This window comes from uncultured Endozoicomonas sp., assembly GCF_947495845.1.
Lineage (GTDB): Bacteria > Pseudomonadota > Gammaproteobacteria > Pseudomonadales > Endozoicomonadaceae > Endozoicomonas.
Genome location: NZ_CANMAO010000008.1, coordinates 82,346 through 107,645 on the forward strand (window position 1 = coordinate 82,346; position 25,300 = coordinate 107,645).

At 47.7% G+C, this 25,300-nt stretch carries 27 protein-coding genes and 1 tRNA gene; 19 read left to right on the top strand and 9 right to left on the bottom strand.

Annotation, left to right across the window (positions count from 1 at the left end; translation table 11 throughout):
- Positions 1-4: 4 nt before the first annotated feature.
- Genes flhB through Q1B11_RS08165 form a run of 3 tightly spaced genes read right to left on the bottom strand, consistent with a single transcriptional unit; the run spans position 5 to position 2,205 of the window.
- Positions 5-1,150: a flagellar biosynthesis protein FlhB gene (gene flhB, locus Q1B11_RS08155; protein ID WP_299730418.1), complete on the bottom strand. Its 1,146-nt coding sequence runs from the start codon at positions 1,148-1,150 to the stop codon at positions 5-7.
- A 12-nt stretch (positions 1,151-1,162) separates the two neighbouring features.
- A complete protein-coding gene (gene fliR / locus Q1B11_RS08160) occupies positions 1,163-1,936 on the bottom strand; it encodes a flagellar biosynthetic protein FliR (protein WP_299730421.1) in 774 nt (257 codons plus the stop codon).
- The gene (locus Q1B11_RS08165; protein WP_299730424.1) at positions 1,936-2,205 is read right to left on the bottom strand and encodes a flagellar biosynthetic protein FliQ; all 270 of its coding nucleotides are present in this window, start codon (positions 2,203-2,205) and stop codon (positions 1,936-1,938) included. The genes fliR and Q1B11_RS08165 overlap by 1 nt, the downstream gene beginning before the upstream one ends.
- A 304-nt stretch (positions 2,206-2,509) precedes the next feature.
- On the opposite strand from Q1B11_RS08165, the gene Q1B11_RS08170 reads away from it, so the two are divergent.
- The 9 genes from Q1B11_RS08170 to Q1B11_RS08210 all read left to right on the top strand — a co-directional run bounded on the left by Q1B11_RS08170 (position 2,510) and on the right by Q1B11_RS08210 (position 10,281).
- Entirely contained in the window at positions 2,510-3,739 is a 1,230-nt protein-coding gene (locus tag Q1B11_RS08170; protein ID WP_299730428.1) for a flagellin, read from the top strand.
- Positions 3,740-3,860: 121 nt separating this feature from the next.
- The gene (fliD, locus tag Q1B11_RS08175; protein WP_299730431.1) at positions 3,861-5,213 is read left to right on the top strand and encodes a flagellar filament capping protein FliD; all 1,353 of its coding nucleotides are present in this window, start codon (positions 3,861-3,863) and stop codon (positions 5,211-5,213) included.
- 21 nt (positions 5,214-5,234) lie between these two features.
- Positions 5,235-5,654, top strand: a complete 420-nt coding sequence (fliS, locus tag Q1B11_RS08180) for a flagellar export chaperone FliS (RefSeq protein WP_299730438.1) — start codon at positions 5,235-5,237, stop codon at positions 5,652-5,654.
- A 5-nt stretch (positions 5,655-5,659) separates the two neighbouring features.
- The gene (locus tag Q1B11_RS08185) at positions 5,660-6,019 is read left to right on the top strand and encodes a hypothetical protein (protein WP_299730447.1); all 360 of its coding nucleotides are present in this window, start codon (positions 5,660-5,662) and stop codon (positions 6,017-6,019) included.
- Positions 6,019-7,272 carry a flagellar hook-length control protein FliK gene (locus Q1B11_RS08190; protein WP_299730450.1) on the top strand — a complete coding sequence of 418 codons (1,254 nt, stop codon included), beginning with the start codon at positions 6,019-6,021 and terminating at the stop codon, positions 7,270-7,272. The genes Q1B11_RS08185 and Q1B11_RS08190 overlap by 1 nt, the downstream gene beginning before the upstream one ends.
- A gap of 27 nt (positions 7,273-7,299) precedes the next feature.
- Entirely contained in the window at positions 7,300-7,761 is a 462-nt protein-coding gene (locus Q1B11_RS08195; protein ID WP_299730453.1) for a flagellar basal body-associated FliL family protein, read from the top strand.
- 9 nt (positions 7,762-7,770) lie between these two features.
- Positions 7,771-8,514: a FliA/WhiG family RNA polymerase sigma factor gene (locus Q1B11_RS08200; RefSeq protein ID WP_299730456.1), complete on the top strand. Its 744-nt coding sequence runs from the start codon at positions 7,771-7,773 to the stop codon at positions 8,512-8,514.
- A gap of 1 nt (position 8,515) precedes the next feature.
- On the top strand, positions 8,516-9,373 hold the full coding sequence (gene motA, locus Q1B11_RS08205; RefSeq protein WP_299730460.1) for a flagellar motor stator protein MotA: 858 nt from the start codon (positions 8,516-8,518) through the stop codon (positions 9,371-9,373).
- Positions 9,370-10,281 (top strand): flagellar motor protein MotB, encoded by a 912-nt coding sequence (locus tag Q1B11_RS08210; RefSeq protein WP_299730463.1) that lies wholly within the window; start codon positions 9,370-9,372, stop codon positions 10,279-10,281. Before motA ends, Q1B11_RS08210 begins: the two co-directional genes overlap by 4 nt.
- Positions 10,282-10,336: 55 nt before the next feature.
- Here the strand turns inward: Q1B11_RS08210 and Q1B11_RS08215 are convergent, their stop codons facing one another.
- The 3 genes from Q1B11_RS08215 to Q1B11_RS08225 all read right to left on the bottom strand — a co-directional run bounded on the left by Q1B11_RS08215 (position 10,337) and on the right by Q1B11_RS08225 (position 12,649).
- On the bottom strand, positions 10,337-11,011 hold the full coding sequence (locus Q1B11_RS08215) for an ABC transporter permease (protein WP_067515227.1): 675 nt from the start codon (positions 11,009-11,011) through the stop codon (positions 10,337-10,339).
- A 1-nt stretch (position 11,012) separates the two neighbouring features.
- Positions 11,013-11,723 carry an ABC transporter permease gene (locus Q1B11_RS08220; RefSeq protein WP_299730468.1) on the bottom strand — a complete coding sequence of 237 codons (711 nt, stop codon included), beginning with the start codon at positions 11,721-11,723 and terminating at the stop codon, positions 11,013-11,015.
- Positions 11,724-11,809: 86 nt separating this feature from the next.
- On the bottom strand, positions 11,810-12,649 hold the full coding sequence (locus Q1B11_RS08225) for a transporter substrate-binding domain-containing protein (RefSeq protein ID WP_299730471.1): 840 nt from the start codon (positions 12,647-12,649) through the stop codon (positions 11,810-11,812).
- Between the two features lie 528 nt (positions 12,650-13,177).
- On the opposite strand from Q1B11_RS08225, the gene Q1B11_RS08230 reads away from it, so the two are divergent.
- From Q1B11_RS08230 to Q1B11_RS08265, 8 genes are all read left to right on the top strand, one after another.
- Complete coding sequence (locus Q1B11_RS08230; RefSeq protein WP_299730474.1) at positions 13,178-13,951, top strand: ATP-binding cassette domain-containing protein; 774 nt, start codon at positions 13,178-13,180, stop codon at positions 13,949-13,951.
- An 18-nt stretch (positions 13,952-13,969) separates the two neighbouring features.
- A complete protein-coding gene (locus tag Q1B11_RS08235) occupies positions 13,970-15,091 on the top strand; it encodes a succinylglutamate desuccinylase/aspartoacylase family protein (protein WP_299730477.1) in 1,122 nt (373 codons plus the stop codon).
- 246 nt (positions 15,092-15,337) lie between these two features.
- A complete protein-coding gene (locus Q1B11_RS08240; protein ID WP_299730480.1) occupies positions 15,338-16,660 on the top strand; it encodes a reductive dehalogenase in 1,323 nt (440 codons plus the stop codon).
- A complete protein-coding gene (locus Q1B11_RS08245) occupies positions 16,660-16,986 on the top strand; it encodes a hypothetical protein (RefSeq protein ID WP_299730483.1) in 327 nt (108 codons plus the stop codon). Before Q1B11_RS08240 ends, Q1B11_RS08245 begins: the two co-directional genes overlap by 1 nt.
- Before the next feature lie 77 nt (positions 16,987-17,063).
- The gene (locus tag Q1B11_RS08250) at positions 17,064-17,687 is read left to right on the top strand and encodes a tetratricopeptide repeat protein (protein ID WP_299730486.1); all 624 of its coding nucleotides are present in this window, start codon (positions 17,064-17,066) and stop codon (positions 17,685-17,687) included.
- Between the two features lie 39 nt (positions 17,688-17,726).
- Entirely contained in the window at positions 17,727-18,974 is a 1,248-nt protein-coding gene (locus tag Q1B11_RS08255) for an FMN-binding protein (protein ID WP_299730489.1), read from the top strand.
- Positions 18,971-19,096, top strand: coding sequence for a hypothetical protein (locus tag Q1B11_RS08260; RefSeq protein WP_299730492.1), 126 nt, complete (start codon positions 18,971-18,973; stop codon positions 19,094-19,096). The genes Q1B11_RS08255 and Q1B11_RS08260 overlap by 4 nt, the downstream gene beginning before the upstream one ends.
- An 11-nt stretch (positions 19,097-19,107) precedes the next feature.
- Entirely contained in the window at positions 19,108-20,409 is a 1,302-nt protein-coding gene (locus tag Q1B11_RS08265; RefSeq protein WP_299730495.1) for a flavodoxin domain-containing protein, read from the top strand.
- 9 nt (positions 20,410-20,418) lie between these two features.
- On the opposite strand, the gene Q1B11_RS08270 is transcribed toward Q1B11_RS08265, so the two are convergent.
- Both Q1B11_RS08270 and Q1B11_RS08275 read right to left on the bottom strand, forming a co-directional pair.
- On the bottom strand, positions 20,419-21,348 hold the full coding sequence (locus Q1B11_RS08270) for a LysR family transcriptional regulator (RefSeq protein ID WP_366139445.1): 930 nt from the start codon (positions 21,346-21,348) through the stop codon (positions 20,419-20,421).
- Positions 21,349-21,542: 194 nt separating this feature from the next.
- A tRNA-Ile gene (locus Q1B11_RS08275) sits at positions 21,543-21,619 on the bottom strand.
- A 240-nt stretch (positions 21,620-21,859) separates the two neighbouring features.
- Between Q1B11_RS08275 and Q1B11_RS08280 the strand changes: the two genes are divergently transcribed.
- Both Q1B11_RS08280 and Q1B11_RS08285 read left to right on the top strand, forming a co-directional pair.
- Positions 21,860-22,897, top strand: coding sequence for a DUF2333 family protein (locus Q1B11_RS08280; RefSeq protein WP_299730498.1), 1,038 nt, complete (start codon positions 21,860-21,862; stop codon positions 22,895-22,897).
- A gap of 65 nt (positions 22,898-22,962) precedes the next feature.
- Positions 22,963-23,565, top strand: coding sequence for an HD domain-containing protein (locus Q1B11_RS08285; RefSeq protein ID WP_299730501.1), 603 nt, complete (start codon positions 22,963-22,965; stop codon positions 23,563-23,565).
- 93 nt (positions 23,566-23,658) lie between these two features.
- Here the strand turns inward: Q1B11_RS08285 and Q1B11_RS08290 are convergent, their stop codons facing one another.
- Complete coding sequence (locus tag Q1B11_RS08290; RefSeq protein ID WP_299730504.1) at positions 23,659-25,149, bottom strand: phosphatidylserine decarboxylase family protein; 1,491 nt, start codon at positions 25,147-25,149, stop codon at positions 23,659-23,661.
- Positions 25,150-25,300: the final 151 nt, after the last annotated feature.

Sequence of the window (25,300 nt, forward strand, 5' to 3'; positions counted from 1 at the left end):
TTTTTTATTGTTTATCCCACTTATCCTGAAATGCTCTGGGCACTTCCGGCGCTGGCATGTCTGGTGATGTGGTTATTAATCCGGCCTGATAGTCATTCAGGTGCTTGATATAAGCCAACACCTGAGCCACTGCCACATAAAGCTCATCTGAAATTTCCTGATTCAGATCGGTGGTGTGATAGACGACTCTTGCCAGTACCGGCGACTGAACCACCGGCCGATTATACTCTCTGGCCACTGCGCAGATTCTTAATGCTACCTGATCTACCCCCTTGGCCACCAGATAAGGCGCTCTAGCCCGATCCTGATCATAGCGGACAGCGACCGCATAATGGGTTGGATTGGTAATGATGACATCCGCACCGGGCACTGCTTGCATCATACGACGACCGGAGATTTCCTGCTGCTTTTCCCGCAGGCGGGAGCGCACTTCGGGCTGGCCTTCTGATTCTTTCATTTCATCACGCATTTCCTTGTGTGTCATGCGTAACTTTTTCAGGTGGCTCCAGCGTTGGAATGGGACGTCAATCAGGCAGATGACAACCAAAGCCAGCGTCATCACCCCTATGGCTTTAAACAGGTAACCAATTCCGAGAATCAGAGCGGAGCCGAGTGGCATTCGATTCAGGGTTAATAACTCTTCAAAAAACCACTGGGCACTGAGCCAAAGGCAGAAACCCAATAAAATAACTTTGGCGATGGATTTGATGGCTTCCATCAACGAACGAACAGAAAACATCCGTTGTATGCCTTTAATAGGGCTGATGCGTTCGCCTTTGAATTGCAGGAGTTTATTGCTGAACAACCAGCCGCCCAGAAGTAGTGATGCACCAATAGTGGCCAGAACAATCAATATAAAGAAGGGATAAAGGCCGGTGAAACCGTTGGATAGGCTTTGTATTAAATGGTCTTTCAGAAAATCTTCCTGACGCAATACTTCTTTATCAAACGTGAAACTGGTGGCCATCACACCCTGTAACTGCTCGCTGACCAGAGCGCCGCTCAGCCAGAAAGACAACAGAGTGGCACTGATTAACGCGGCCGTGACTAATTCTCGGGAACGGGGGATTTGCCCCTCTTCACGGCTTTTCTGAATTTTTCGTTCCGAGGGTTCTTCGGAGCGATCCTGATCTTCTGATTCTTCTGCCACTCTTTATCTCCTTTAGAGCACGAACTGTGACAGTGACTCCAACCCTTGACGGGTGAAGTTCAGGAAAATACCGGAGAACCGGGTGCTGACCAGCATCAGAATGATCAGTCCGCCCAACATCGTCAGAGGAAAGCCCAGACTGAAAATATTGAACTGTGGCGCAGAACGGTTCATCACCCCAAAGGTAAACGACACAATCAGCAAAGAGATAATGGCCGGCACCACCATCAGCAAGGCGCTGGCAAACATCCACGACACCATGCCCGGTAATTCTTCCAGCGCGATATTGTCCAGGCTAAACGGTGCGATGGGAATGGTGTTGAAGCTTTCAATCACTACAGAGATGGCAACGAGATGACCATCGACCGCCAGAAACATCAGAAAGCTCAACAACTGGAATAGCTGGGAGATGACTGGAATCTGCACGCCATTGATCGGGTCCACCATCACGGACATGCCCAGGCCCATTTGCATGGATATCATCTCACCGGCGGAGGTGAAAATGGCAAAGTAGATTTGCAGCACCATACCCATGACAAAACCAATCATCAGCTGTTGCAGGGTAATCATCAGCGCAGTTGTCGACAGAGGCTCAACAGCGGGAACTGCTGGCAGTAAAGGCGACACCAAAAAGGTAATCGCCATAGCCATTAACAGGCGAACCCTTGGCGCAACAACACGGCTGCTGAACAATGGCATCACCATCAACAGGGCAACAATGCGGAATAATGGCCACAGATATTGACCGATCCAGCCGGTTAGCTCGGTGGAGGTGACATCAAGCATCAGACCAGCAGCTCCGGAATGATGTCGTATAGCCGGACGAACAGATCCATAAACTCTTGAATCAGCCAGTTACCCGCCAGGCCGATGGTGATCAGCGTGGCGAGTAATCGTGGGAGAAAACTCAGGGTTTGCTCGTTGATTTGCGTAGCCGCCTGAATGGTACTGACCACAAGCCCGATCAACAGGCCGGGCATAACAATGACAGTCACCATCAGCACCACCAGGGTGAGGGCATCTCTGAACAGGTCGACCACAACTTCCGGTGTCATGGGTTCTTCCTTTTGTATTGAATTTTTGCCCGCTGATCGGTAACCCTTCAAGGTTGCCGCTGATCACTTCTGATGAGTTGGCGGGCTTTATTGTCGGCAATCCCTTTGGGATTACCGACCTACGAATTCCTATAGATATATAAAATCATTTTTTTACTCTTAAAACGACTGAAAAAAAGCATTAATTGATTTAAGTGAAAGTCAAAGGCCTCCGAATAGTGGGGATCAGCGATTCTTTGCGACGGAAAAAGACGAAGTACGCTGAATTCAATAGCGAACAATCCATGGATGGAGATATAACAAAATGGCAATGACCGTTAACACCAACGTCTTCTCTCTTAATGCTCAGCGTCAGCTGATGAGCACTGAAAGCGGACTTCAGACTTCTATGCAACGCCTGTCTTCAGGCTTGAGAATCAACAGCGCCAAGGACGATGCGGCTGGTTTGCAGATTGCTAACCGTTTGCAAGCTCAGGCCAGTGGTCTTTCAGTGGCTATTCGTAACGGCAGTGATGGCATCTCCCTTGCCCAGACTGCGGAAGGTGCGTTGAATGAGTCTACTGCGATTCTCCAGAGAATGCGGGATTTGGCGCTTCAGGCTTCTAACGATTCCAACGGAGCTTCTGAACGTACTGCATTGAATGATGAGGTAACTGCACTTAAATCTGAACTTGATAGAATTTCTAACACCACAACATTTGGTGGTGTTCAATTATTGGATGGAAGCTTCACCAGCAAAAGCTTTCAAGTAGGTGCTACTGCAACGGCTAACGATAAAATTACCTTTAGTATTGGGTCAGCTCGCTCATCTGACCTTGGTAGTGGTAGTGGTGTTACAGCAGGTACCAAAATAGCCACACTAGATAATGGTTCAATCGTCCACGGCAGCCGTGCAGGTGAAACATTGACGGTTGATTTTGATGGCGCTGCAACGGGTATTACTACAGAAACTGTTGCTATAGCAGCCTCAGATACCGCTTCAGATATTGCAGCCAAGTTCAATGATGTTTTTGCAGCTAAAGTTGCAGCGGGTGATATAAACGAGGGAGATCTGGCTGCTGTAGTTGAAGGTGATGGCAATGTCTCCATCGTGAGAGGAACAGGATTTGCAACGGCTGCTAACTTTACGCTGGCAACTGATGCTACTGGTGGAGCTTTAGGTGTACTCGGTGATTCCGGGAGCGTTACAGGCCTTACAGGAGCGGATAATGGTTCTGCTGATAATATAAATGGTGTATCCCTTACAAATGCTGCAGATGCTGATAACGCAGTGAGCATCATAGATCAAGCTCTGAAGGAAGTAGATTCCGAACGAGCAGGCCTCGGTGCCATCCAGAATCGTCTGACTTCCACCATAAACAACCTGGCAAATATCCGTGAAAACGTAACGGCTTCCAAGTCTCGTATTATGGATACCGACTTTGCCATGGAAACTGCCAACCTGAGTAAGTATCAGGTAATGCAGCAGGCAGGTACTGCCATCCTGAGTCAGGCCAATGCCATGTCTCAAAACGTGCTGGCTCTGCTCCGTTAATTTGACGGTTGCTGTGCAGTCAACAACGGTTGGCACATAAAGAAAGGGAGCTTGTCTCCCTTTCTTTATGTTTGATAAATAACGCCGACAGGAATATTACTCAAATAATCAGAGGCTGATTATGTTCAGTGTTTCAGGTCTCTATTCCGGTTTGGATGTGAACTCCATGGTGAATGCTCTGGTTAATGCCGAGCGAGCGCCCATTGAGTCGCGGCTTAACCGCAATGAACAGTCTTACACCCTTGAACTGACTGCCGTTGGGCAGTTGAAGTCGTCGTTGAGTTCGTTTCAGAGTTCTCTGCAACGTCTTAATTCGATTGACAACTTTAGCCAGCGCGCTGCCAGTATCAGTGATGAGTCAGTTATTACTGCCTCGGTAAACAACAATGCCGTGGCTGGCAGTTATACGTTCACGGTTGATCAATTAGCTTCCCGTCATCAATTGGCTTCAGAAGGTGTGGCAGAGAGCGAAACCATCGGAACCGGCACCGCCAGTTTTACCGTTAACGGCGAAACGTTTTCCGTCGCACTGGCGTCGGGTGACGATACGTTGACAGGGCTACGGGACGCCATAAATAACGCCGAAAACAATGCCACCATTAAAGCCGCCATTATCAACGACAATGGTCAGCAGCGTTTAATGTTGAATAGCCTTGAAAGTGGGACAGACAACGCCGTTAGTATGGATCTCAGTGGTTTAACCGGTGGCACTGTTTCTTTGGGAACGTTCACCGAATTACAGCCTGCCCAGAATGCCAGTATTCGATTTGGCAGTGGCGCATCGGCCATCACCATTTCTTCATCAGATAATACGTTGGAAGAGGTGATAGATGGTGTGACTCTGAATCTCAAAGCAGTGTCAGCATTACCCATTACTCTGGATATATCTCAGGATAAAGGCAGCGTAAGCTCCGCTATCCAATCCTTCGCTGATACTTGGAATAGTCTGAAATCGACCTTCAGTGATCTTACCGGCTACAACGGCGTGAGCGCCGGAACATTAAACGGCGATGCGCAGACACGTCTGCTGGAATCCCAGTTGCGCAGGGAGTTAAGCAATCTCTTTGGTGAAAGTGGTGATCCTTTCCGCTCACTAGGCGACTTGGGATTGGAAACGACTCAAACCGGCGACCTTACGGTTAATAGCAGTAAGCTTGATGCTGCCCTGAGTGAAAACTTTGATGCGCTGGCGGATATTTTTGCCGGTGAAGATGGGTTGATGACTCGCCTTGAAGAACGGCTGACTCCCTATCTTGAGAACGGTGGCTCTATAGCTCAGCGGGAAGATCGGCTTACGGAATCGTTAAGCGACATTGGTGATGATCGTCTTGATCTGGAAGCTCGCCTCGTACGAACTCAAAGTTTCTATCAGCAACAATTTCTGGCCATGGAAAACCTGTTGGCGTCCTTAAGCGGTACCAGTCAATGGTTAACCAATAATCTGGCTTCACTCAACAGCAGTAATAACCAGTAAACACTGAGGAACTGACTTGTTATGAGAAAGCAGGGAGGCGTTAACGCCTATCAACAACAACAAAAAACAGGTGTTGAAGTCGCAAAACCCGAGCAGTTAATTGCCACGCTATTCAACAAGTTAATGGAAACCCTTAGTAAAGCCCGTCACTTTATGGAAGCAGAGGACCTGACCAATAAAATTGATCGGATGACGCTGGCCATGGATATTCTGACTGTACTTGAGCAATCTCTGGATCATGAAAAGGGCGGCGAGCTGGCAGAGAATCTTCAGTCGCTTTATCAGTACAGCATGAAGCGGTTGATGGAAGCCAATGCCAGTAATGATGTCGCTATGATTGATGAAGTGTCTGACCTGATGGGACAAATTCAGGAAGGCTGGCAGTCGGTTCTGACCGCGAAAATTGCTCCTGCCAATGACACTATCGCTACCACAGGGTAAATATTATGAGCAGCACTGACACCACAGAATATGAATCCGTACTGAGAGAGTTTGAACAGTCTCTCGAACAGTCGCTTGAGGCTAAAGACTGGGATCGTATGATGTCGGTGAATCAGGAGCTGCAGAGATATTTTCAGATTTTGTCAGATGACGGGGTGGTCGGTTTGCCTCCGGTTCAGCGGGCGCTAACCCGGGTGCAGGTGCTGTTTGATGCGCTGATTCAGGTTTGCATACGACATCGTTCCGGTAGCCTGGCCATGATCAAGCAGACGCAAAACAGTGGTTATGCTTTAGCGCGTTATGAGGATGCCAGCAGTCTGAACAGCGAAAGTCATCAACCCTCTGATTATTTTCAGGAGCGTTGATGGAAGCCGGAGTTTCTTCTCCAGTTGTTAACACTCTTACTTTACTGACACCCGAAACTTCGGGTGTACAGCCGGTTGATTCAAATTCCAATGCCTCAGCGGCTCAATTTTCAGAGATATACTCAATCCTCAGTAGTGCATCCTCCAGTAATTCGGTCATTGCTGCCCAACCGGAATTCAAGCTTCAACCATTGCCATTAGAAGTGGCAGTAATACCGCAATTCGAAAGAAGCCTTCCTGACGATAATTTAACGACGACTGACCAATTCACAAGATGGCAGGCAGTTGGTCAGCATAAAATGGCAGAGCTGGCAAACCATCCACTGGAAGGAATACCGGGTTTTGAGTTTGAACAGATTACTGAGGGCGCGCCTGAAAGTGTGCACTCGCCTAATAAGCATGGTGAGCAGAATAGTAATTCTGAACTTTCAGATAGCATGCCAGTAACTCTAATTAGTATTGATGACCGTAAAGTTTCTGGCACCGTTCATGAGGATAAGTCGTCTTTTACTCAACATGAAAAACTGCTGCATTTAACTACCGATCATGCAGTAAAAGAACGTCCAGTAAATTCGAGTTTAAAAAATTATCAGTGGCAGGACAAACCGCTGGAAACGTCTGTCCCTGTTGTAAATGAGTCGCCTGAAGACGCCTTAAAAGCGGTGATAAAGTTACCAGACGAGCCTCTGAAAAGCGTGGTGAATCAGCAGTCTTACGAGCCAGCCCATAATATTCAATCATCCGGCCATTCATCACCCGCCACTGAAAAAGTCATTACCAAACCACCCCAAACGCTATTAGCGCCTGAGCGCACCGTAGTTTTGCAAGAGCAAGTCATACCGCAGCGCTTAAGCTCAGCACTTATTCAGCTGATCCGGCGGGGCGAATCCGCATTGGAAGTGCGGCTTGATCCTCCGGAGCTGGGTCGGCTTTCCCTGACGATAAAGGTCGATGCAGAGACGCTTTCGCTACAGGTCAATGCCTCTTCGCCCGCTGCAAGAGAGCTGCTTGTGAACAGTTCTGACCGGTTGCGTCAGACGCTGGCGGAGCAAGGGTTATCGCTGTCAGAGATGTCAGTGGATGTTCGTTCAGAGACCGACCGTCGTAAAAGTCATTCCCGTGGTCAAAGTCCCGACGGTACCTCTGCAGAAAGCAGTTTGATCGCCGATTGGGGGATTGATAACCGGGAGTTCCTGACCGGAGAACAGTTATTTAAATCCAGAGGCGGGCGCCTGCTGGATTATTTCGTATAAGCAACGTCACAGCGGCAGGGAAGCAAAATGGCAGAAGGGAACGAGAAGAAATCAGGCAAGGGGATGTTAATCGTGGTCTCTCTGTTGTTTGTCATTGTCTTAGCAGCGGCTGGTGGTGCGGCATGGTTTTTTATGCAGTCCAAAGAGACCGAGCAGGCTGATAACCGCTTTGCAACACCGCACTTCATGAAGCTTGAACCGTTTGTTATCAGCCTGAAAAGTCAGAAACGTCCTCATTATCTGCAGATAAAGCTGTCTCTTATGAGTCGTGATCCTGAAGCTGTTCAGGTATTAGAAGGCTATCGTCCGATGGTGCGCAACGAACTGGTTCGATATCTCAATACACTGACTTATACCGAAGTCTTAAAGAAAGAGGCTCCGGACGTCATCCGTGAAGCATCCATGGAGAAGGTGAATGGTTTGCTTGAAAAAGAGCAGATCAAACTGGTAGTGGATGATTTGATCATTACCGATCTGGTTGTTCAATAAGGTAGACCTGTGCAACAACTCAAGGGACTGAGTGCCTACAAACAGCAAAGCGGTAATGCTACCCGTGATGATTTAATCAAGGGGCATCTTGGGCTGGTTAAAAAAGTAGCATTGCATATTGCCGGTGCTCTGGGTGGTGATGTGCCTAAAGATGATTTGTTGCAGGCGGGCATGATGGGTTTGTTGGATGCGGCCAGTAAATACGAACCCGGTCGACAGATTCCCTTTGAGCAGTATGCGCGCATTCGTATCCGTGGCGCAGTGATTGATGAGTTACGGCAATGGGATTGGCGCAGCCGAACGGATAGAGAGCACGGGCAGAAGATCAGGGATGCCATACAAAAATTACAGAATCGCCAGTGCAAAGCACCCACTGAGCAGCAGATAGCGGATGAGCTGGGAGTCAGCCTGGAACGCTATAACCGCATGTTGCAGGCAGGTAGTTCAGGCGCTTTGCTAAGCCTTGATTCTCTGACTCAGGGTGAAGCCAGTGCCAGTGTGATCGAAGTAAACGACGATGATTCTGTTGAAATCATCACTGAAAGTGAAGAGGCCAGTAAAGCTCTGACGAAAGCGCTGAAAGAACTGCCAGAGCGAGAACAACAATTGATGAATCTTTATTACATCCATGAATTCAATATGAAAGAAATTGGTCAGATTCTTGAATTAACGGAAGCAAGAATATGTCAGCTTCATCAACAGGCTCTAATGAGGTTGCGCTCATTGATGGAAGCCTGGAACAGGGAGTCATAACATGAAAACTATCGGGTTACTGATTCTGCTGGGTTCTATTTTCGGTGGATTTTTGATTGCCGGTGGCGAGATGGCTGCCATCTGGCAACCGGCTGAAATTTTGATGATTGCCGGCGGGGCGTTTGGCGCATTCCTGATTGCTAACCCTATGGTGATTGTCAAAGCCACCGGGCGTCACCTGATGTATATGGCTAAGGGCACCGGTTTTAATCGTGCGTATTTTGATGAGCTGTTGAGTTTGATGTACACCCTGTTTGAAATGGCAAGAAAGAAAGGCGGTAATAAGATTCTTGAAGAACATATTGAATCACCGGACACCAGTGATGTATTTAAAAAGTATCCGCTAGTTCTGAAAACACCTCATATCTACGGATTTATTGTTGAGAACCTGCGTCTTTCATTGGTGGATGGCGTTACTCCCAAAGAATATGAACATTTGATTGAGCAGGAAATTGGTAGCCGAGAACATGAAATGATGCGCCCTGCCATGGCGCTTCAGACAGTGGCTGATGCATTACCGGGTTTCGGTATTCTTGCTGCGGTTCTCGGTATTGTTATCACCATGGCATCAATCAACGGCCCGATGGATCAAATTGGTGCCAGCATTGCCGCAGCATTGACCGGCACCTTTCTCGGCGTGTTCTTCGCTTATGGTCTGGTTGCGCCGGCAGCGACTGCCATTGGTCATTCAACGAATGATGAGCTTCAAGCATTTGACTGCATCAAGGTTGCACTGGCCAGCTACAAATCGGGCTTTCCGCCCATTGTTGCAGTGGATTCTGGCAGAAAGATTTTATACGGTGATTGCCGTCCAACCTCCACAGAGCTGGAGAAAATGTTGGAGAATCAAGGCGGATGAAGGCGAAACGCGGCGGTGGAGGAGGTCACCATGGTGGTTCCTGGAAGGTAGCTCTTGCGGATTTTGCCATTGCCATGATGGCTTTGTTCTTATTGCTCTGGGTTCTGAATGCAACAGACGACGATACCAAATCAGCCATTGCCGCTTACTTTGAAGACCCCGGCGCTTTTCGCCATCAAACCAGTTTAAGTCCTATTGATTTTGGTGGTCAGGATTCCCTGGTAGAAATTCCCAACCCGGGCCTTAGTATGCGTGGTCGGGAAGGCCCGGAGATTATGAGTGACGGAAATGCTGAAACTCTGAATGAAGACCCGGATTTCAAAGACCTAATGGATGAACTCCAGCGCTTGATTGGTGGTGATGATAGTACCGGAGAGTATGAAGACTTCATTTATTTGGAAAGGCTTCAGGAAGGTTTAAGAATTGTTATTTTAGATAACGACAAGCGGAATATGTTTGAGCGGGGAAGCTCGCGACTGAACCATTTCTTTCAGGATTTACTGCTGGAGCTGGCGCCAATTCTGAATAAGGTGAACCATCGAATCATGATCAGTGGCCACACAGATAACTCAGGATTCCAGCGGCTGGATTATGGTAACTGGGAGTTATCCACAGCACGAGCCCAAGTAGCCAGAAGAACCATGACGTTTGGTGGTTACAGTGAGAATAAGATACTTATGGTTCTTGGCATGGCGGATCGGGTACCCAGAGATCCAGATAATCCTCAATCCAGTGCTAACCGTCGTATAGAAATTTTGGTGCTTGCTGAGTATATGGAGCGGCAGGTGGAGAGAATGTTTGCGCCTGTGGATGAAGAAGACTTAATTAATCACCCAGCGAATGGTACAGAGATGTATGATGCTCTCGATAGAGCAACGAGAAATCAGTTGTACGAGAATGCACCCTAACCACCTTCTTTAACCTGCCTTTGGTGACAAAGGTCAGAAGTGAAACAAGCCTGGCTTATATCGCCAGGCGTCGTTCAAAATAAGCGATGATTTGAGTCGCAATAAAATTAATAAGCAGGTAAATACTGCCTGCGATTAGCAGTGGCTCCAATGGGCTGAAATATTCAGAAGCAATCTCTTTATAGACGCCAGTGACGTCCATAATCGTAATGGTGCTGGCCAGTGACGAAGATTTCACCATCAGAATGACTTCATTTCCATAAGCAGGCAACGACTGCCTTATGGCCAGTGGGAAAGTGATTCGCCGGAAGATCTGGGATTTTTTCATCCCAATGGCTGCGCCCGCCTCCAGTAAATCCAGTGGTACTGATTTTATGCCGCCACGAATAATTTCTGCAGTATAGGCTGCGGTATTCAAAGAAAGTGCTAGCACTGCACAAAACCATGGCTCCCGGAATAGGTGCCATAAGCCGACAGCGGTTAGCTCTTGTCGAAATTGGCCAGAGCCGTAGTAAATCAAGAAGATTTGTATCAACAGAGGCGAAGAGCGAAAAATATAAACGAAAAGATTCGCTGGCCGGTTGATAAACCAAGCCTTTTGCAATGCACCAAGAGCCACCAGTACGGCAAGAATAAAACCAATCAACAGCGATGATCCAACCAGCCCTAATGTGGTGGGCAAGGCGCTGAAAATGGCTGGAACTGATTCCGAAATAATATCCCAATCCATACTAATTCACCCTGACGCCTTTCTCGGCTTTGGCTTCCAGAAATTTATAACCTTTGTCGGACAGTGACGCTAACACCAGAAAGAGAATTAAGCCGGTTATAAAAAAGAGAAATGGCTTTTTCTCACTGCCGGCGCCCATCTGGGCAATCCGAACAATTTCAGTTAAACCAATAACAGAAATCAAAGACGTTTCTTTCAACGTCAGTTGCCAAACATTGCCGAGGCCGGGCAAGGCAAAACGTATGGCTTGAGGTGCCAGAATACGCCTGAAACGTGAAAATGTGGGCATGCCAATGGCTTTTGCCGCTTCAATGGTGCCCACCGGAACAGCTTGAACAGCACCTCGGATCACCTCCGTAGAATAAGCGCCAGAACTTAAACCAATACAAATCACACCCATAACAAACACAGGCAGTTCAATATAGTCGTCAATACCAAAAAAACTGTTGGCAATGCTCATTAACAACGCACTGCTGCCATAAAAAATCAGATAAATGACCAGTAGTTCAGGAATGCCCCGAACAACGGTGGTATAGACATTGGCAAAAAAAGTCAGGCTACGACGCTTGCTGAGCTTCATGGCTGCAGCAGCAATAGCAATGACCAAACCTAGAAGAAAGGAGCAACTGGCAACTGCGAGGGTCATTAATGTTGCAAAGAAAAACTCATCCCCCCAACCTGAGTCTCCCCAGCTTAAAATCGTAGCATCCATGGTTAATTTCTCTAACAGCTTTAAGACGTTGCACCCAGTGTCGCGCAAATATACGGCACTGGGTGCTTACCATGAGTGGCTATAGATTATTTAGCAGCGGCATCAAAGCCGAACCATTTTTGAGCCATAGCGGAGAGCGTACCGTCGGCAACCATGGAGTCGATAGCCACAGAGAATTGATCAGCCAGAGCCTGATCTTTTTTCCGGAAGCCCAGCCCGACGCCTTCACCAAAAGGTCCTTCAGTCACGCCTGGTCCAACAGTTAGCAGGTTTTTGCCTTCTTCTTTAGAAAGCAGCTTGTGCCAGTAGCTCATGGCAGCCAGAGCAACATCAACACGACCAGCCTGAAGGTCCAGGTCCAGCTGTTCCTGAGTGGCGTAGGTGCGAATATCGATCTCGTCTTTCAGGTATTCTTTCAGGAAGTTCAGGTGAATGGTGCCTTTCTGAACGCCAACGGTTTTACCGTCGAGCGCCTTTTTTAGCGCCATCAGAGCGGCCTGTTCTTTGTCGTCCATATCACCAAGGGCAAGGCTGTCTACTTCGGTAGAAAAGTCTTTCAATGGCGAGTCGTCACTGACAACAAAGAACGCTGGAGAGGAGGCATAAGCACGGGAGAAGGTGATTTTTTTCTTACGCTTGTCGGTAATGGACATGCCGGCAATGATGACATCGAATTTACCCTGCTGCAGGGAAGGAATAATGCCATCCCAAGCGGTTTGTTGCAGGCTGCACTCAACCTTTGCCCGAGCGCAAAGCTCGTCGGCCAGCTCAATTTCAAAACCTTCCAGTTGCCCGGCGCTGTTAACGGCATTCCACGGAGGATAGGCGCCTTCGGTAGCCAGTCTGATGACATTGTCAGCCTGAGCACTCATGATGCCCATTGAAAATGCCGCAGCGAGGGCACCGGTTTTGATCAGATGTTTCATAAAGATCCTCTTAAATTCTTCTTATTCTTCTGTACAAGATATTCCCTGATCTTAGGGGGCGTTCCCAACTGTGCGTGCGACCAGCCGTCCATGGTTTTCGCCAGGCGAGGCACGAGCTGCGCAGTGTGGTTATTCCACATAAGCAGTGAGTAACGCTGCATGGCGAAAACCATGGACGGCCCTTCGGATTGATCACACAAACACTCATACCGCGTTGAACCCCTTGAACAGGGAACCACCATGTCCTGCGGGATTCGCCTTGCCTGAGTGCTTGTGTGATCAACTGGTCGAACGAACAGTTGGGAACGCCCCCTAGACAGTATTTGAGCAAGACTATCCATTAATGGACAGTCTTGCTGCAGACGCTACTTACTAAACCATAACAATTATTCATAGACAACCAGTAAAGCGTCAACTGTCGTTTTATGGGTTGCGTATACAAAACCGGATTGCTATCTTGAAAACGCCTTGAAATGGCAAGAAATAGATCATTATAAAAACAAAGTTGATGAGAGTTGATGAGAAATTATGCCAAGTACCCCTGCTGCGATTCAACTTAAAGACATCCATAAGTCCTACGGTAGCCTTGAAGTATTAAAGGGTGTCTCTCTGGATGCACATAACGGGGAAGTTATCTCCATTATAGGTTCCAGCGGCTCTGGAAAAAGCACCTTGCTTCGCTGCATTAATTTATTGGAACAGCCTAGTCAGGGCGAGATCATCATTAATGATCAGCCCCTGGAGTTGAAGGTTGGCAAGGGTGGTGATCTGGAAGCGGTCGATAAGCGACAAATTCAAGATATGCGACAAAAGCTGGGCTTCGTCTTTCAAAATTTTAACTTATGGCCCCATATGACGGTGCTGGAAAATATCATCGAAGGCCCAACGCTGATTTTGAAGCAGGACCGCGCAGAGGCGATCGAAAAAGCCAGAGTACTAATGGATAAAGTTGGGCTCAGTGATAAGGCCGACTTTTACCCATCCATGTTGTCTGGTGGTCAGCAGCAGCGAGTGTCTATTGCCCGGGCATTGGCTATGGAGCCTGATGCGCTGTTGTTTGATGAACCCACATCCGCACTGGACCCTGAGTTGGTCAGTGAAGTGCTGAAGGTAATTCGAGCCCTGGCTGATGAAGGGCGAACTATGCTGATCGTTACCCATGAGATGGGTTTCGCACGAGAAGTGTCCAATAAAGTGATGTTTCTCCATGAAGGGAAAGTTGAAGAGTTTGGTACCCCGGAACAGGTCTTTGACAACCCAACCTCTCAGCGTTGCCGGGAATTCCTTTCTTCCGTTCTTTGATATGTCCAGAGTAGGAAAATGACTCACACCATTTCAACCATCCCGTTACTGTCGCCAACACCGGGTATTCAAAGGCACTTGAAAGTCCATCGATTTGGTCAGGAACGATCTGGCCTGAAAGTCTATCTTCAAGCGGCACTCCATGCGGACGAATGGCCGGGATTGTTAACTTTACAGCACCTGATCGGCCTTCTGAAAAAGGTGGATCAGCGCGGTGGTATCAATGGTGAGGTGGTTATCGTCCCCTATGCAAATCCGATAGGGATGGATCAACGAATCAATGGTGTGGTGCTGGGTAGGCATTCTTTCAGTGCGCAGGGCAATTTCAATAGAGATTGGCCGGATCTCAGCAACGTTGCTATTGAAGCTGCCGAGCATAGCAATAGCGAAAATAAAGCCCCCGCCATTAAACAGGCATTGAAAAAAGCAGTAGGCAGGTTGCAGAAAACAACACCGCTGGATGAATTAAAAGCCGTGTTGCTTCATGAATCCATTGATGCAGATATTGTGCTTGATGTGCACTGTGATTCAGAAGCGCTGACGCATATTTATTGCAATAAACGACAACAGACTGAAAGTCTGGAGTTGGCACAGGATGTTGCCTGTCCGGTTTTATTAATGGAAGACATGCCGGATGGAAATCCATTCGACTCAGCGCAGATCAAACCCTGGCTGGCAGTTGAACATTTAGGTGTACCCATGGGGTGTCACTCTGTGACGTTGGAGTTGAGAGGTCAGTCCGATGTCAGTGATCAGTTGGCGAAACCGGATGCGGAAGGCATCCTGCGGTTTCTGGCAAGGCGGGGCGTGATCAGTGAAGCTCCGACAGAAATAGCGGCTATTGAAATACAGCAAAGTAACCTTGAAGCCGTAGACAGTGTGCGAAGCCCGGGTGCCGGCATTATTGTCTGGCATAAACAGTTAGGTGACGTGGTCAGACAAGGCGAAACAGTAGCCAGTATTGTCGACCCCGATGCGGACGATCCAGAAACGGGTCGCTCACTGGTTTTAGCTCGCACAACAGGCATTTTATTCTCAAGGGAGCGGGATGTACTGGTTGGACCAGGCGATCGCATCGCCAAGATTGCTGGTAATAATAATCTTGAAAATATTTACGGTGGTGGGCTGTTGTCTCTGTAAATATCTCAGAAGCGATAGTCACTGATTTTGAAATGTAACTCTTCTCTGGGCAGGCGAGCATATCATCATGTCGTTTCACCATACCTGTGAGGTATAATGGTTATAATCAGGGCGCATAATCGCTATTGATTTGTATCAATTTTATCTTTCATCACTGCTGGAATACTCCTCCCTCACAATTTATATCCATACAACGTCGTTCAGGCTTTATTGTCAGGCGTGTTGTACCGAATGAGGGCGTCAGAGATGTCAGAAATTCTGGCCGAAGAAGAGTGCCTGAGCCAGTCAGGGCAGTCGCGGCGGAATCTGTTAAAACTGGGTGCGGTGGGTGGTGCTGCGATGATCGCGGCAGGTGTCACACCAGCAGCAAAAGCCAGAGAGGATGGCATCGGTCTCGTTAAGCACGATGCATTTCCGCTGAAAATCTCTCCGAATTACCAGCGCTTTAGCGAAATGGATACGTCTTTCCATCGCTTTAATAAGGCAGGTATCGCGTTTTATAAGCGACCAAAACCTGATGAAAACAAGCCGGGTTTTACCTCGATTGATTATGCGCTGAAGATGGGGGGGCGATCCGTTGCCAACGCCTTGAGTCCTTATGCCCCGGCATACGAAGGTTATCATCTTCCGAAAATTTTCAAACCCAATGCTCTGAATTCCGAATTTCGTTTCAAAGACAGTGCCACCGCCCATGCCGTTATCAAGCGTGCTGCTCGTCACTATGGTGCTGATCTGGTTGGTATCACCCGCCGTGATCCGCGCTGGGACTATACCCACGTACGAGAAGGCAATACGGCTCACAAATTTGAAGACGCGCTTCAGTTTGAACCAAAAACCGTCATTATGCTGGGCTTTGAGGTTGGCTACGAAGGCATGAGGGCAGCACCATCTCCTCTGGGTGATGCTGGCCAGGTGGATGGCTATTCCAAAATGAGTAAGACGTCCCTGCAGCTGGCCTCCTTCCTTCAGCTTCTGGGTTTTCATGCTGCAGGTGTTGGTAACAGTTTTGGCTTGAGCGTGCCTTACGGTATTGCCGCCGGGCTCGGTGAAAACACCCGCATGGGATTGCTGTTAAACCACAAATACGGCCCCAGAATACGTCTTGGTAAGGTCTACACCGATCTGGACCTGGATGAATACTTTGATAAGCCAGTCACCTTTGGTGTTGAAAGCTTCTGCAAAAAATGCATGCACTGTGCAGACAATTGCCCCTCTAAGGCGATCCCCAAAGATGAAGAACCATCCATGGGGCCGCCGGATGATGGCACCGACTGGGGCTTTAGTAATCCTGGCGTGCGCAAGTGGTATGTCAACTGTGACAAGTGTCTGCAGTATTGGGCCGACTCCAACACCAGTTGCAGTAGCTGTATCACCTCATGCCCCTACAATAAGCCCAATTTCTGGCACCATCGCCTGATCGATAAGGCCAATATGTTCCTGCCTGGCCCATTGCACAAACTGATGGCCGATATGGATCTGCTCCATGGTTACGGCAAGACTTTTAACGAGACAGCCCCTGCTGTGTTCTGGGATGACAAGGGTCGTTCATACGATGGTTTTGGAGATTAATGATGTCCGGATTAGGCATTTTTTCAGGCATTGAGGTTCTGTTTTTTTGGCTGGGCGTACTCTGCCTCGCTACCGTTCAAGGTTTGATTTGGTTGCGTATTAAACACAACGCAAGCTGGTTATCTCTGGCTGTATTAGCCATGGGGTGCGGTACCATGATTTTTGATATTGCCTGGGCGGTCAGCTCAGTACTGGAAAAAGAACCTCAGTCAGCGTCCATGAGTGTTCTGGTTATCTTCTTGCCAGGCTTATTAATTGCCATATGGGGAGCACGGTTAGCCATGAGGAAACCGACAATCGCTCCATCTATTGCTACCGAATCCTGATTTAATCATTAAAAGCGAGCGTAACCCGAGACGTTGATAACAGCTCGGCGTTCGCTCGCCCCGACAAAGACTCCCAAATGAGTGTTGTAAAAGTAGATCAACTGCAACCCCGCGTTGATGCTGGTATTGAAGCATTAGCACAAGGTGATATTCAGACCGGCATTGAACTTTTTCATGAAGTATTGGTTGAAAACAATGACTTTATGCTGGCCCATTACTATCTGGCGACTGCCTATATGCGCTTGCAGAAGTGGCAGGAAGCCGAAAAATATCTGGACACGGTAATGGATCTCGCTCCCAGCTGGCCTTGTGGTTCGTACAGTGCCGGGCAAGTTGCCAGTGTCCAGGGCTTTCATGATGACGCTGTCGCTTTTTTTTCGGCAGCCCTCAAAAACGGTATTGATAACCGGCAGGGTTTGATCGCAAGAGGTATGGCTTTGTACGGCTGCGGACGTTTGGTAGACGCCATAGATGATCTCGATCAAGTCATTACACAAGAAATGGACCTGACCGCTCTTCAGTATCGCATGGCTTGCTTTTTGGGCATGCATCGCTATCAAGAGGCACTGTCTGATATCGAGGCGTTAATCACGCTTCAAGGTGAGACAGAGGAACTGCTTGATATTCGTCAGGAGTGTCAGCTGAAAATCCCCGCTTCTTCAGCCGCAGAACCCATACGAATGATTGACCTTCCAGGCTGAAACACCCGTTGCAGATACCGGGAAAAGGAGTAATGACCTATGTCTTGTCAGAACCGTTGTGACAAAGACTGCCACCGGCAACTCAGTTGCCAACATCAAAAACAGCAACCGGAGATCATCGGCTGGCGATTTGACGCTATCAAGCTGATGCGATGGCTGGTATTGATCAGTTTTGTCGTTGCTTACTGGTTGGGACAGGGTTGGAATCAACCAAACACCATGACCCAATTGCAGAAGCTGTACCCTGAAGCAGAAATCACTGCAGTAAACGGTAAGGATTCAGTCTGGCAGGTACAACAGTCATCTGCGGACAGCATCACCACATACACGGCCATTGCTAAAACCGAAAACAGTTATGGTGGCCCTCTTCAGCTGATTACCCTGTACGGCGATGATGGCCGGGTGAAGGATGTTGACCTTCTCAACCATACCGATACTCCCGCCTATATCCAGAAGCTGCGTAACCGGATGCACTTTGAGCAATATGAGAATCAGCCAGTCGTGCGGAATAACAGCTCGCCGTCGTTTGATGCCGTTAGCGGTGCGACCATAAGCTCCGATGCCATTATGAGAGCGCACTTCCGTGGCCTTGAAGAGGCAGGTCAGTTGTCGTTTGGTAAGACGCAAACTCTGGTCGAGCAAAGGTTACAGATAGAGACCCAGCATTATGTGCTATTGGCTTTTCTGATCCTGGCTGTCGCCAGTCAGTGGATCAAACACCCAGCCTTTACCCTGGGTATGGCTGTGGGTAGTTTGATACTGATGGGGTTCTGGTTGAACCAGATGTTTACCGCCAGTACCTTTACCGCTGTGAGTCTGAGTTATACGCCCTCGGTCTATGAAAATCTGAGTTTCTGGATTCTGAGCAGCGGTATCCTGTTCGGTATCCTTTTTCTTGGAAAAAACATCTACTGCGGCAATATCTGTCCCTTCTCTGCGTTGCAATTACTGCTCAATAAAATCACAGGTTTGAGTCTGCCCCTACCGAAGTTTGTGCAAAAGTATGGCAGCTTTGTTCCGAAAATCGGCCTTTGGCTGGTGATTATTATCGGTCTGTTAACCACTGTGCCCATTGCAGGCTCCTATGAGCCGTTCAGTATGATCTTCTCTCTGCAAGGGGTCGGTATCCAGTGGGCAATATTGCCGCTTGTGGTGATTGGTGGTGTTTTTGTTCCCAAGATATTTTGCCGTTATTTTTGCCCTGCGGGTCAAGGTCTGGATTATCTGACCCAGTTCAGAAACTGGCTGGCTGGTTACATCACCAAAAATAAACGGAGATCATCATGAGCACATCAACCAGCAGTTCATTCAATAAAATCGGTCGCATTATCAGCGGTACTTTCTTTGCATTAATCGCTGCCTCAATACTGCTGTTTCTGGCGGATTCCCTGCTACGCAATCTGGCCTGAAGACATAAGACATGAACAAGTTACCATTTTTTCTGAAAAACCTGCTCTTTAGCCCAGTGTATGCTCAGGGGGATATACTGATTGGCTATGCCAGTCAGACCGGTACGGCCAAGGGGCTCGCCGTACAGAGTGCCGAGCTTCTGCGTGCTCAGGGGCAAAATGTCTCTTGCCTGCCATTGGCTCAGGTTGATATCTCGGAGCTGGATCATTATCAGAACATCATCCTTTTTATCAGTACCTGTGGTGAGGGTGATATTCCCGATAACGGTGTCGCTTTTTATCAGCGCCTGCAAGAACGCACAGCACAGCTGTTAACACCGGTGTCCATTTTTGCCATTGGCGACAGCAGCTATGGCCAATTTTGTGAAGCAGGTAAACGGTTTCATCAGCAGTTTTTACGTCTGGGTGCTTCTCAGGATGACACTCTGCAAATGGTTGATGGTGCCCCGCACACAGCATGGCAGCAGTGGTTTTCCACATTCAGCGGCATTAGACAGGACGACATTGCTGTTAATGAACCACTGACGTTAAATTTCACCCTGATCGAGCGAAAACCTCTGCATGGAGAGCAGTGCAGCCCCGGACGCGGTGCCTACAGTTTACAACTGGCTCCTGCCGATCAGGCGCGAACGTTTAAATCCGGCGATCTGTTAGGAATCACGCCACCCAATGAAAAACGGGAGCGTTTGTACTCTATCTCTGCCGTCTCCAATGATCGGATAGAGCTCTGTATCGGTAAGGTCAGTTACGAAGAGGACGGTGAGCAAAAAGTTGGGTTATGTTCTGATTACCTGATTGAGCAACTGACCATAGGCGACACCATCGCCATGACCTATCGTCAACAAGGCGGGCTGGTATTGCCTGAACCGGAGCAGCCCTTACTGATGGTGGCAACAGGAACTGGCATCGCGCCGATGATGTGCCTGTTGCGGGAGCGTCAGCAGAATCAGGATTCAGCTGATAACTGGTTGGTTTTTGGTAATCGCCATCCGGACCAGGACTATTTCTATAAGGAAGATTTACAGCAGCTACAGGGTGCAGGAACTCTGACCCGTCTTGATTTGGCTTTTTCCCGGCAAGGCGAACAAAAAGTTTATGTGCAAAATGTACTCGCTGAGCAGCAGGAACATGTACTTGACTGGCTGCTTCATCGTCAGGCGCGGTTGTACGTCTGTGGACAAACCGGCTTGAAGGATGGCATTGGCGACATTCTACAACAGGCACTGATAGCGCGATTAAACGACACTGAGCAGGCTGTGCAACATTATCAGCAACTGCTTGACCAGGAACAGATTGTCTTCGAACTCTACTGAGTGTCCTGCTCATGTTAAGTCATAAATCTCTTCATAAACCAGCTCACGCAACCATTGGTGAGCTGGCATAGCCTGGTTTCTGGTATGCCAGATAATTTGCAGCTCCATACCCGCAGGGATTTTTGTCATGTCCGAGAGCGTCAGAAAGGTAATCTGATCTTTGTACTCCAGTAAAGCCGGAATATATTTAGCCTTGTTGATGACTAGAGATCTGGCATTGAGAAATGTGTAAGTAGCGATACTGGCATTCTCGGTTTCCAGAACCACCTGGCGTCGTCCCTGATAATTGAGGTAAGTTCTTTCAGTCTCAACGGTACGGTCAAATCCGGGGATAACGTATTTGATATGAGGATAACTGAATAACTCATCCAGAGTGACTGTTGGGCTTTTGGCTAATGGGTGATCATTAAAAACCGCAAAAGATGGAAAATAGTGGCTCAACAAACGCTGTCTTAACGAGGCGTAAGCCTGGTTGGCATGACCAACACCAATATCAAGCTTCAGCTGTTGTATATTTTCCAGACTGCTTTTATCCCACTCGCAAATGTTCAAGGTAACATTGGGCGCTTCTGTTCTTATTCGATTGACAAGTCGCATAGAGGCTTGTGGGCTGATGGTCGACAGCAGTGCAATTTTAAACTCACCAATATACGTCGAAGGATCAAAGCCCTCATTTTTCGATATATCCTCAACGCACGCAATAAAACGATCCAATTTTGGCTGAATTTGCAATGCCAGTGGTGTAAGAGTGTATTTCTGTTTATCTCGAACGAGAAGGTCATCAGCAAAATGACGACGCAGGGCACTGAGGATTCTGCTGACCGCCGGTTGCGAGATACCCAAAGATCTCGCCACAGACGTTATATTTTTTTGTTCCAGTATAAGATTCAGGACCAGTAGCTGATTCAAATCCATGTCATATAGCTGGGGGTTAAACATCGGTAATACTCAAGCCTGTCTAATCACGGTTGAGCCTAAATCAGACCCGGTAGAGCACAGCCTACATTCTACCAGCCTTTGTTTGGAAGTATGAGTTGAATAGTAAGAAGTAAGGTCAGTGGATACTGCAGTATGACCACTCAGGATGGATGATTCTAAAAGGTGTGACCATCAGGTGGTGACTAAGCTAAAAATGGTGGGCCCAGGAGGACTTGAACCTCCGACCAATGGATTATGAGTCCACTGCTCTAACCAACTGAGCTATAGGCCCTGAAGCGGGTTGGATTATACGCATAGAATTGTCTGCTCGCCAACCCTGTTATCGCCTTTTGGTGGTATTTCCTTATAGGTCTTCGTTGTTCCGATTTTGAGACTCAGTTCTGTTGGTTAAGGGTACTCGCACTGGCTTCATTAATAGAGGATAATGACAGCACGTAGCGCATCCATATATTGGAACGCCATTATCAGGATTTCAAGATACCAAGCCTGACCGGTGACGGACGAGGAAACTATGGCGCTGGATAAGTTGAAGAAAACAGTTCAATCAGGAACACAGGCTCTTTCTGGCCTGATCCATGGGAAGGCCGTTCTTATTGGCGTTGCTGTTCTGGCGATTTTGTTGTCGCTGCTCGGCTGGTATTGGAGTCAGGAGCCTGAACCATTTTCTGTTCAGGCAAATGCCGAAAAAGTCGCAACCGCCAATAGCAATGAAGTGGTGACTGGTTACACGACCACGTCCACCCTTTATACGTTGTCAGACACACTGCTCACCAAACCAGGTGGTTTCTTGCGCAACGATATTATGCCGCCCGGTGTGTTGATGGATAATATGCCCAGTTGGGAGTTGGGTGTGCTGATTCAGGTGCGGGATATGGCTCGTGCGCTGCGTAAGGATTTCAGCCGTTCCCAGTCACAGTCCAGCGAAGATCCTGATCTGGCGGTGGCCGAACCTCAGTTTAACTTTGATGCCAAAAGTTGGATTCTCCCTTCCAGTGAGCGCGAATATCAGCGCGGTATCGATAAACTGCAAAGTTATATGCAGCGCCTGTCTGATCCTAATGAGTCGGCACAATTTTATACCCGGGCGGATAACCTGACCCGCTGGCTGAACGATGTGGAAACTCGCTTGGGCAGTCTTTCTCAACGACTAAGTGCCAGCGTTGGTAAACCGCGTTTAAACACCGATCTGGCCGGTGATGCCAATGCTTCACAATCTACCGACGGTGCTGTGCTGGTGGATGTGAAAACACCCTGGTCGCAAATTGATGATGTTTTCTATGAAGCTCGTGGTACTTCCTGGGCGCTGATTCATCTGCTGAAAGCCATCGAAGTGGATTTTGCTGATGTGCTGGAAAAGAAAAATGCCACGGTAAGCGTTCGACAGATCATCCGCGAATTGGAAGCCACTCAGGATACCGTATGGAGCCCAATGATTCTGAACGGTTCTGGTTTTGGGCTTCTGGCCAACCATTCTTTGGTCATGGCGAATTATATTTCCCGGGCTAATGCGGCAATTATCGATTTGCGTAGATTGTTGGAGCAAGGTTAACGTTCTTATTGTTCTGTATAAAAAGCCTTCTATATGAAGGCTTCTTTTTTAAAGCTGAAAATATTATGAATAGTGTATCAAAACTGAGCCAGCAGCTGGCCTTTATCACCGAGGTAGAAAAGCTTAAGGCGGTTTATCGTAGAACGGTTGTTAAGCCGGATGATAATCGCCATGAGAACAGCGCCGAGCATAGCTGGCATATTGCCGTTCAAGCGGCTGTCTTGCAGGAGTATTCCGAAGAGCCGGTGGATATTCTACGTGTTATCAAAATGCTTCTGATTCACGATGTAGTGGAAATTGATGCCGGCGATACCTTTGCCTTTGCGGATCAGGCGGAACTGTCTGGCCAGAATGCCAAAGAGTTGGAAGCGGCCAACCGTTTGTTTGGTTTATTGCCAGAAGATCAGGAGAAAGAGTACAAACAGCTTTGGCTGGAGTTTGAAGAGCTGGAAACGGCCGATTCCCGCTTTGCCAAGGCGATGGATTGCTATTTACCATTTCTCCAGAATATGGCGAATAACGGCGGCACCTGGGCAAAATACGGGATTACCCGCAGTCAGGTAGTAAAGCGTAATCAATACCTTGAAACACTGGCGCCAAAACTTTGGGCGTTCCTGCAAGAGCAGATCGATGTTTGCATCAGTAATGGCTGGCTGAAGGATATCTGAGACTCTACTGTCACTTTAATTGCGTTAAAGGGTGCGATATTGACTTTGTCGAGAGGCTCCAGATAAAGTCGAATATCGCATATTGATAAGTCGTTATTTACCCGTATTGTTCTTCAATGCTGAACCAATAACAGAACCTAACTTTATAAGCTGATCATCCTGCAGGTTTTTTTGGGGATTTAGTGCCCAATCTTTTAGTTGAACCTTACCTTTCTGGAAGACCAGGATATGTGATGAACCACCGTATTCAAAATGACCGATTTCGGTGCCTCGTTTGACATCAATAGACTGATCTCCATCCTTTACCAGCATGTTGGGTTCAATATGGCAGGTAGATACTTCCATCATGCCGACATTGATTAACCCTATGTAGCCAAAGATTTCGTGTTTGAATATGAAGATCGCTCTTGTCGCGACGTGGCCAAGATAGGGCTGAGTTTCCAGTCCGAACCAAGTATCAATCCCTTGAAGTTGTGCCGGGCTTTGAGCATAGTACGTACCTGGTTGTAACCAGGAGCTTACGAGCTTTCCGTCAACGGGGGCATGCCATCGGTGGTAATGCTCGCCCGATAGGTAGCCTTGGTAGAGTTGTCCACCTTCAAAGATTTTGGCCCAGTGTGCTTGTCCTCCAAATAGGTCCAGTAGTGAATAATTTGTTGCCTTGATCGAGAATTGGCTCTCCATCTCAAGGTTGTTTTTGTACAACCACGGTGTGGTTTCACAACCAATATTTATATCGTTGTCCGGCTCTCCTTGAAATGGACGAGCGTCAGGAATAAATCTGCGAGTAAAAAATGAATTCCATGAATTATAACCATAGCCCGGTAGGTTTTTGTTATGCTCGATTTGATCCCATACACCAGCTTTCCAGGCGGCTTTCGATATCCATGAGCCTTCTTTTTCTGGATTGTCGATGTCCAGTTTGTCAAGTGAAGCTTCACTATCAAGGTATGCGTTCCAGGTATCTAGGACTTTTTTTATCTGCTGATTAAATGTTTCGTCATGAAACAATATAAGCCCTGATTTTGTGCCCATGGCGATGGCGAGAAATGCATTTAGAGGGCAGCTAACCATAATCGCTTCACTAAATGAGGGGGTGGTGGTGATTATCTCGTTGAGTGTTTGAAAGAAGCTGTCGTAATCATCAATCCAGGGCTCAGAGCCTCCATTACGTTGCCACTCTTGTTTCGTTGATTTATCTATAGAGCCTGCGTATTGATTTGATTCGTTGATCATCGAGTTTACCAGCTCAAAATATTTGTTGTCGCTGGTAACCCAGTCCTTAAATTCAAGGATCTCTGGTAGCATTGGCGTTAAAGAGTGTGTTTTGGTTTTTTCAACTATTTCGTTGTGAACTGATGCTAAGTTTTCCTGCTCCCCCCAATCTTTATTGGTAATCCAGAATCCATTTTGAATTGCGCTCATTGTTTCTTGTTTATCAGGTACGGTTGCTTCAGATATTGCTGGCATTGTTGATATATCTACAGGATTACTGAGCGTACATGCCTTTAAAAAAAATGAAATAAAAACGAGTAGAAAAATAGATGTTCGTTTGGATGTCATTACTTTCATAATTCTTTTCATATAGTAGCCTTGGATATATTTGTTAAATTGAGTCTGCTTTTAGTTACTCATTAGACTTAAACCCTTGACCTTGATTGTTAGGATTTTTCAATAAATATAGAGGTTTTTCTGCATAAATCAGCTTGACGTATCGTTCTACGTTCTGAAGCCT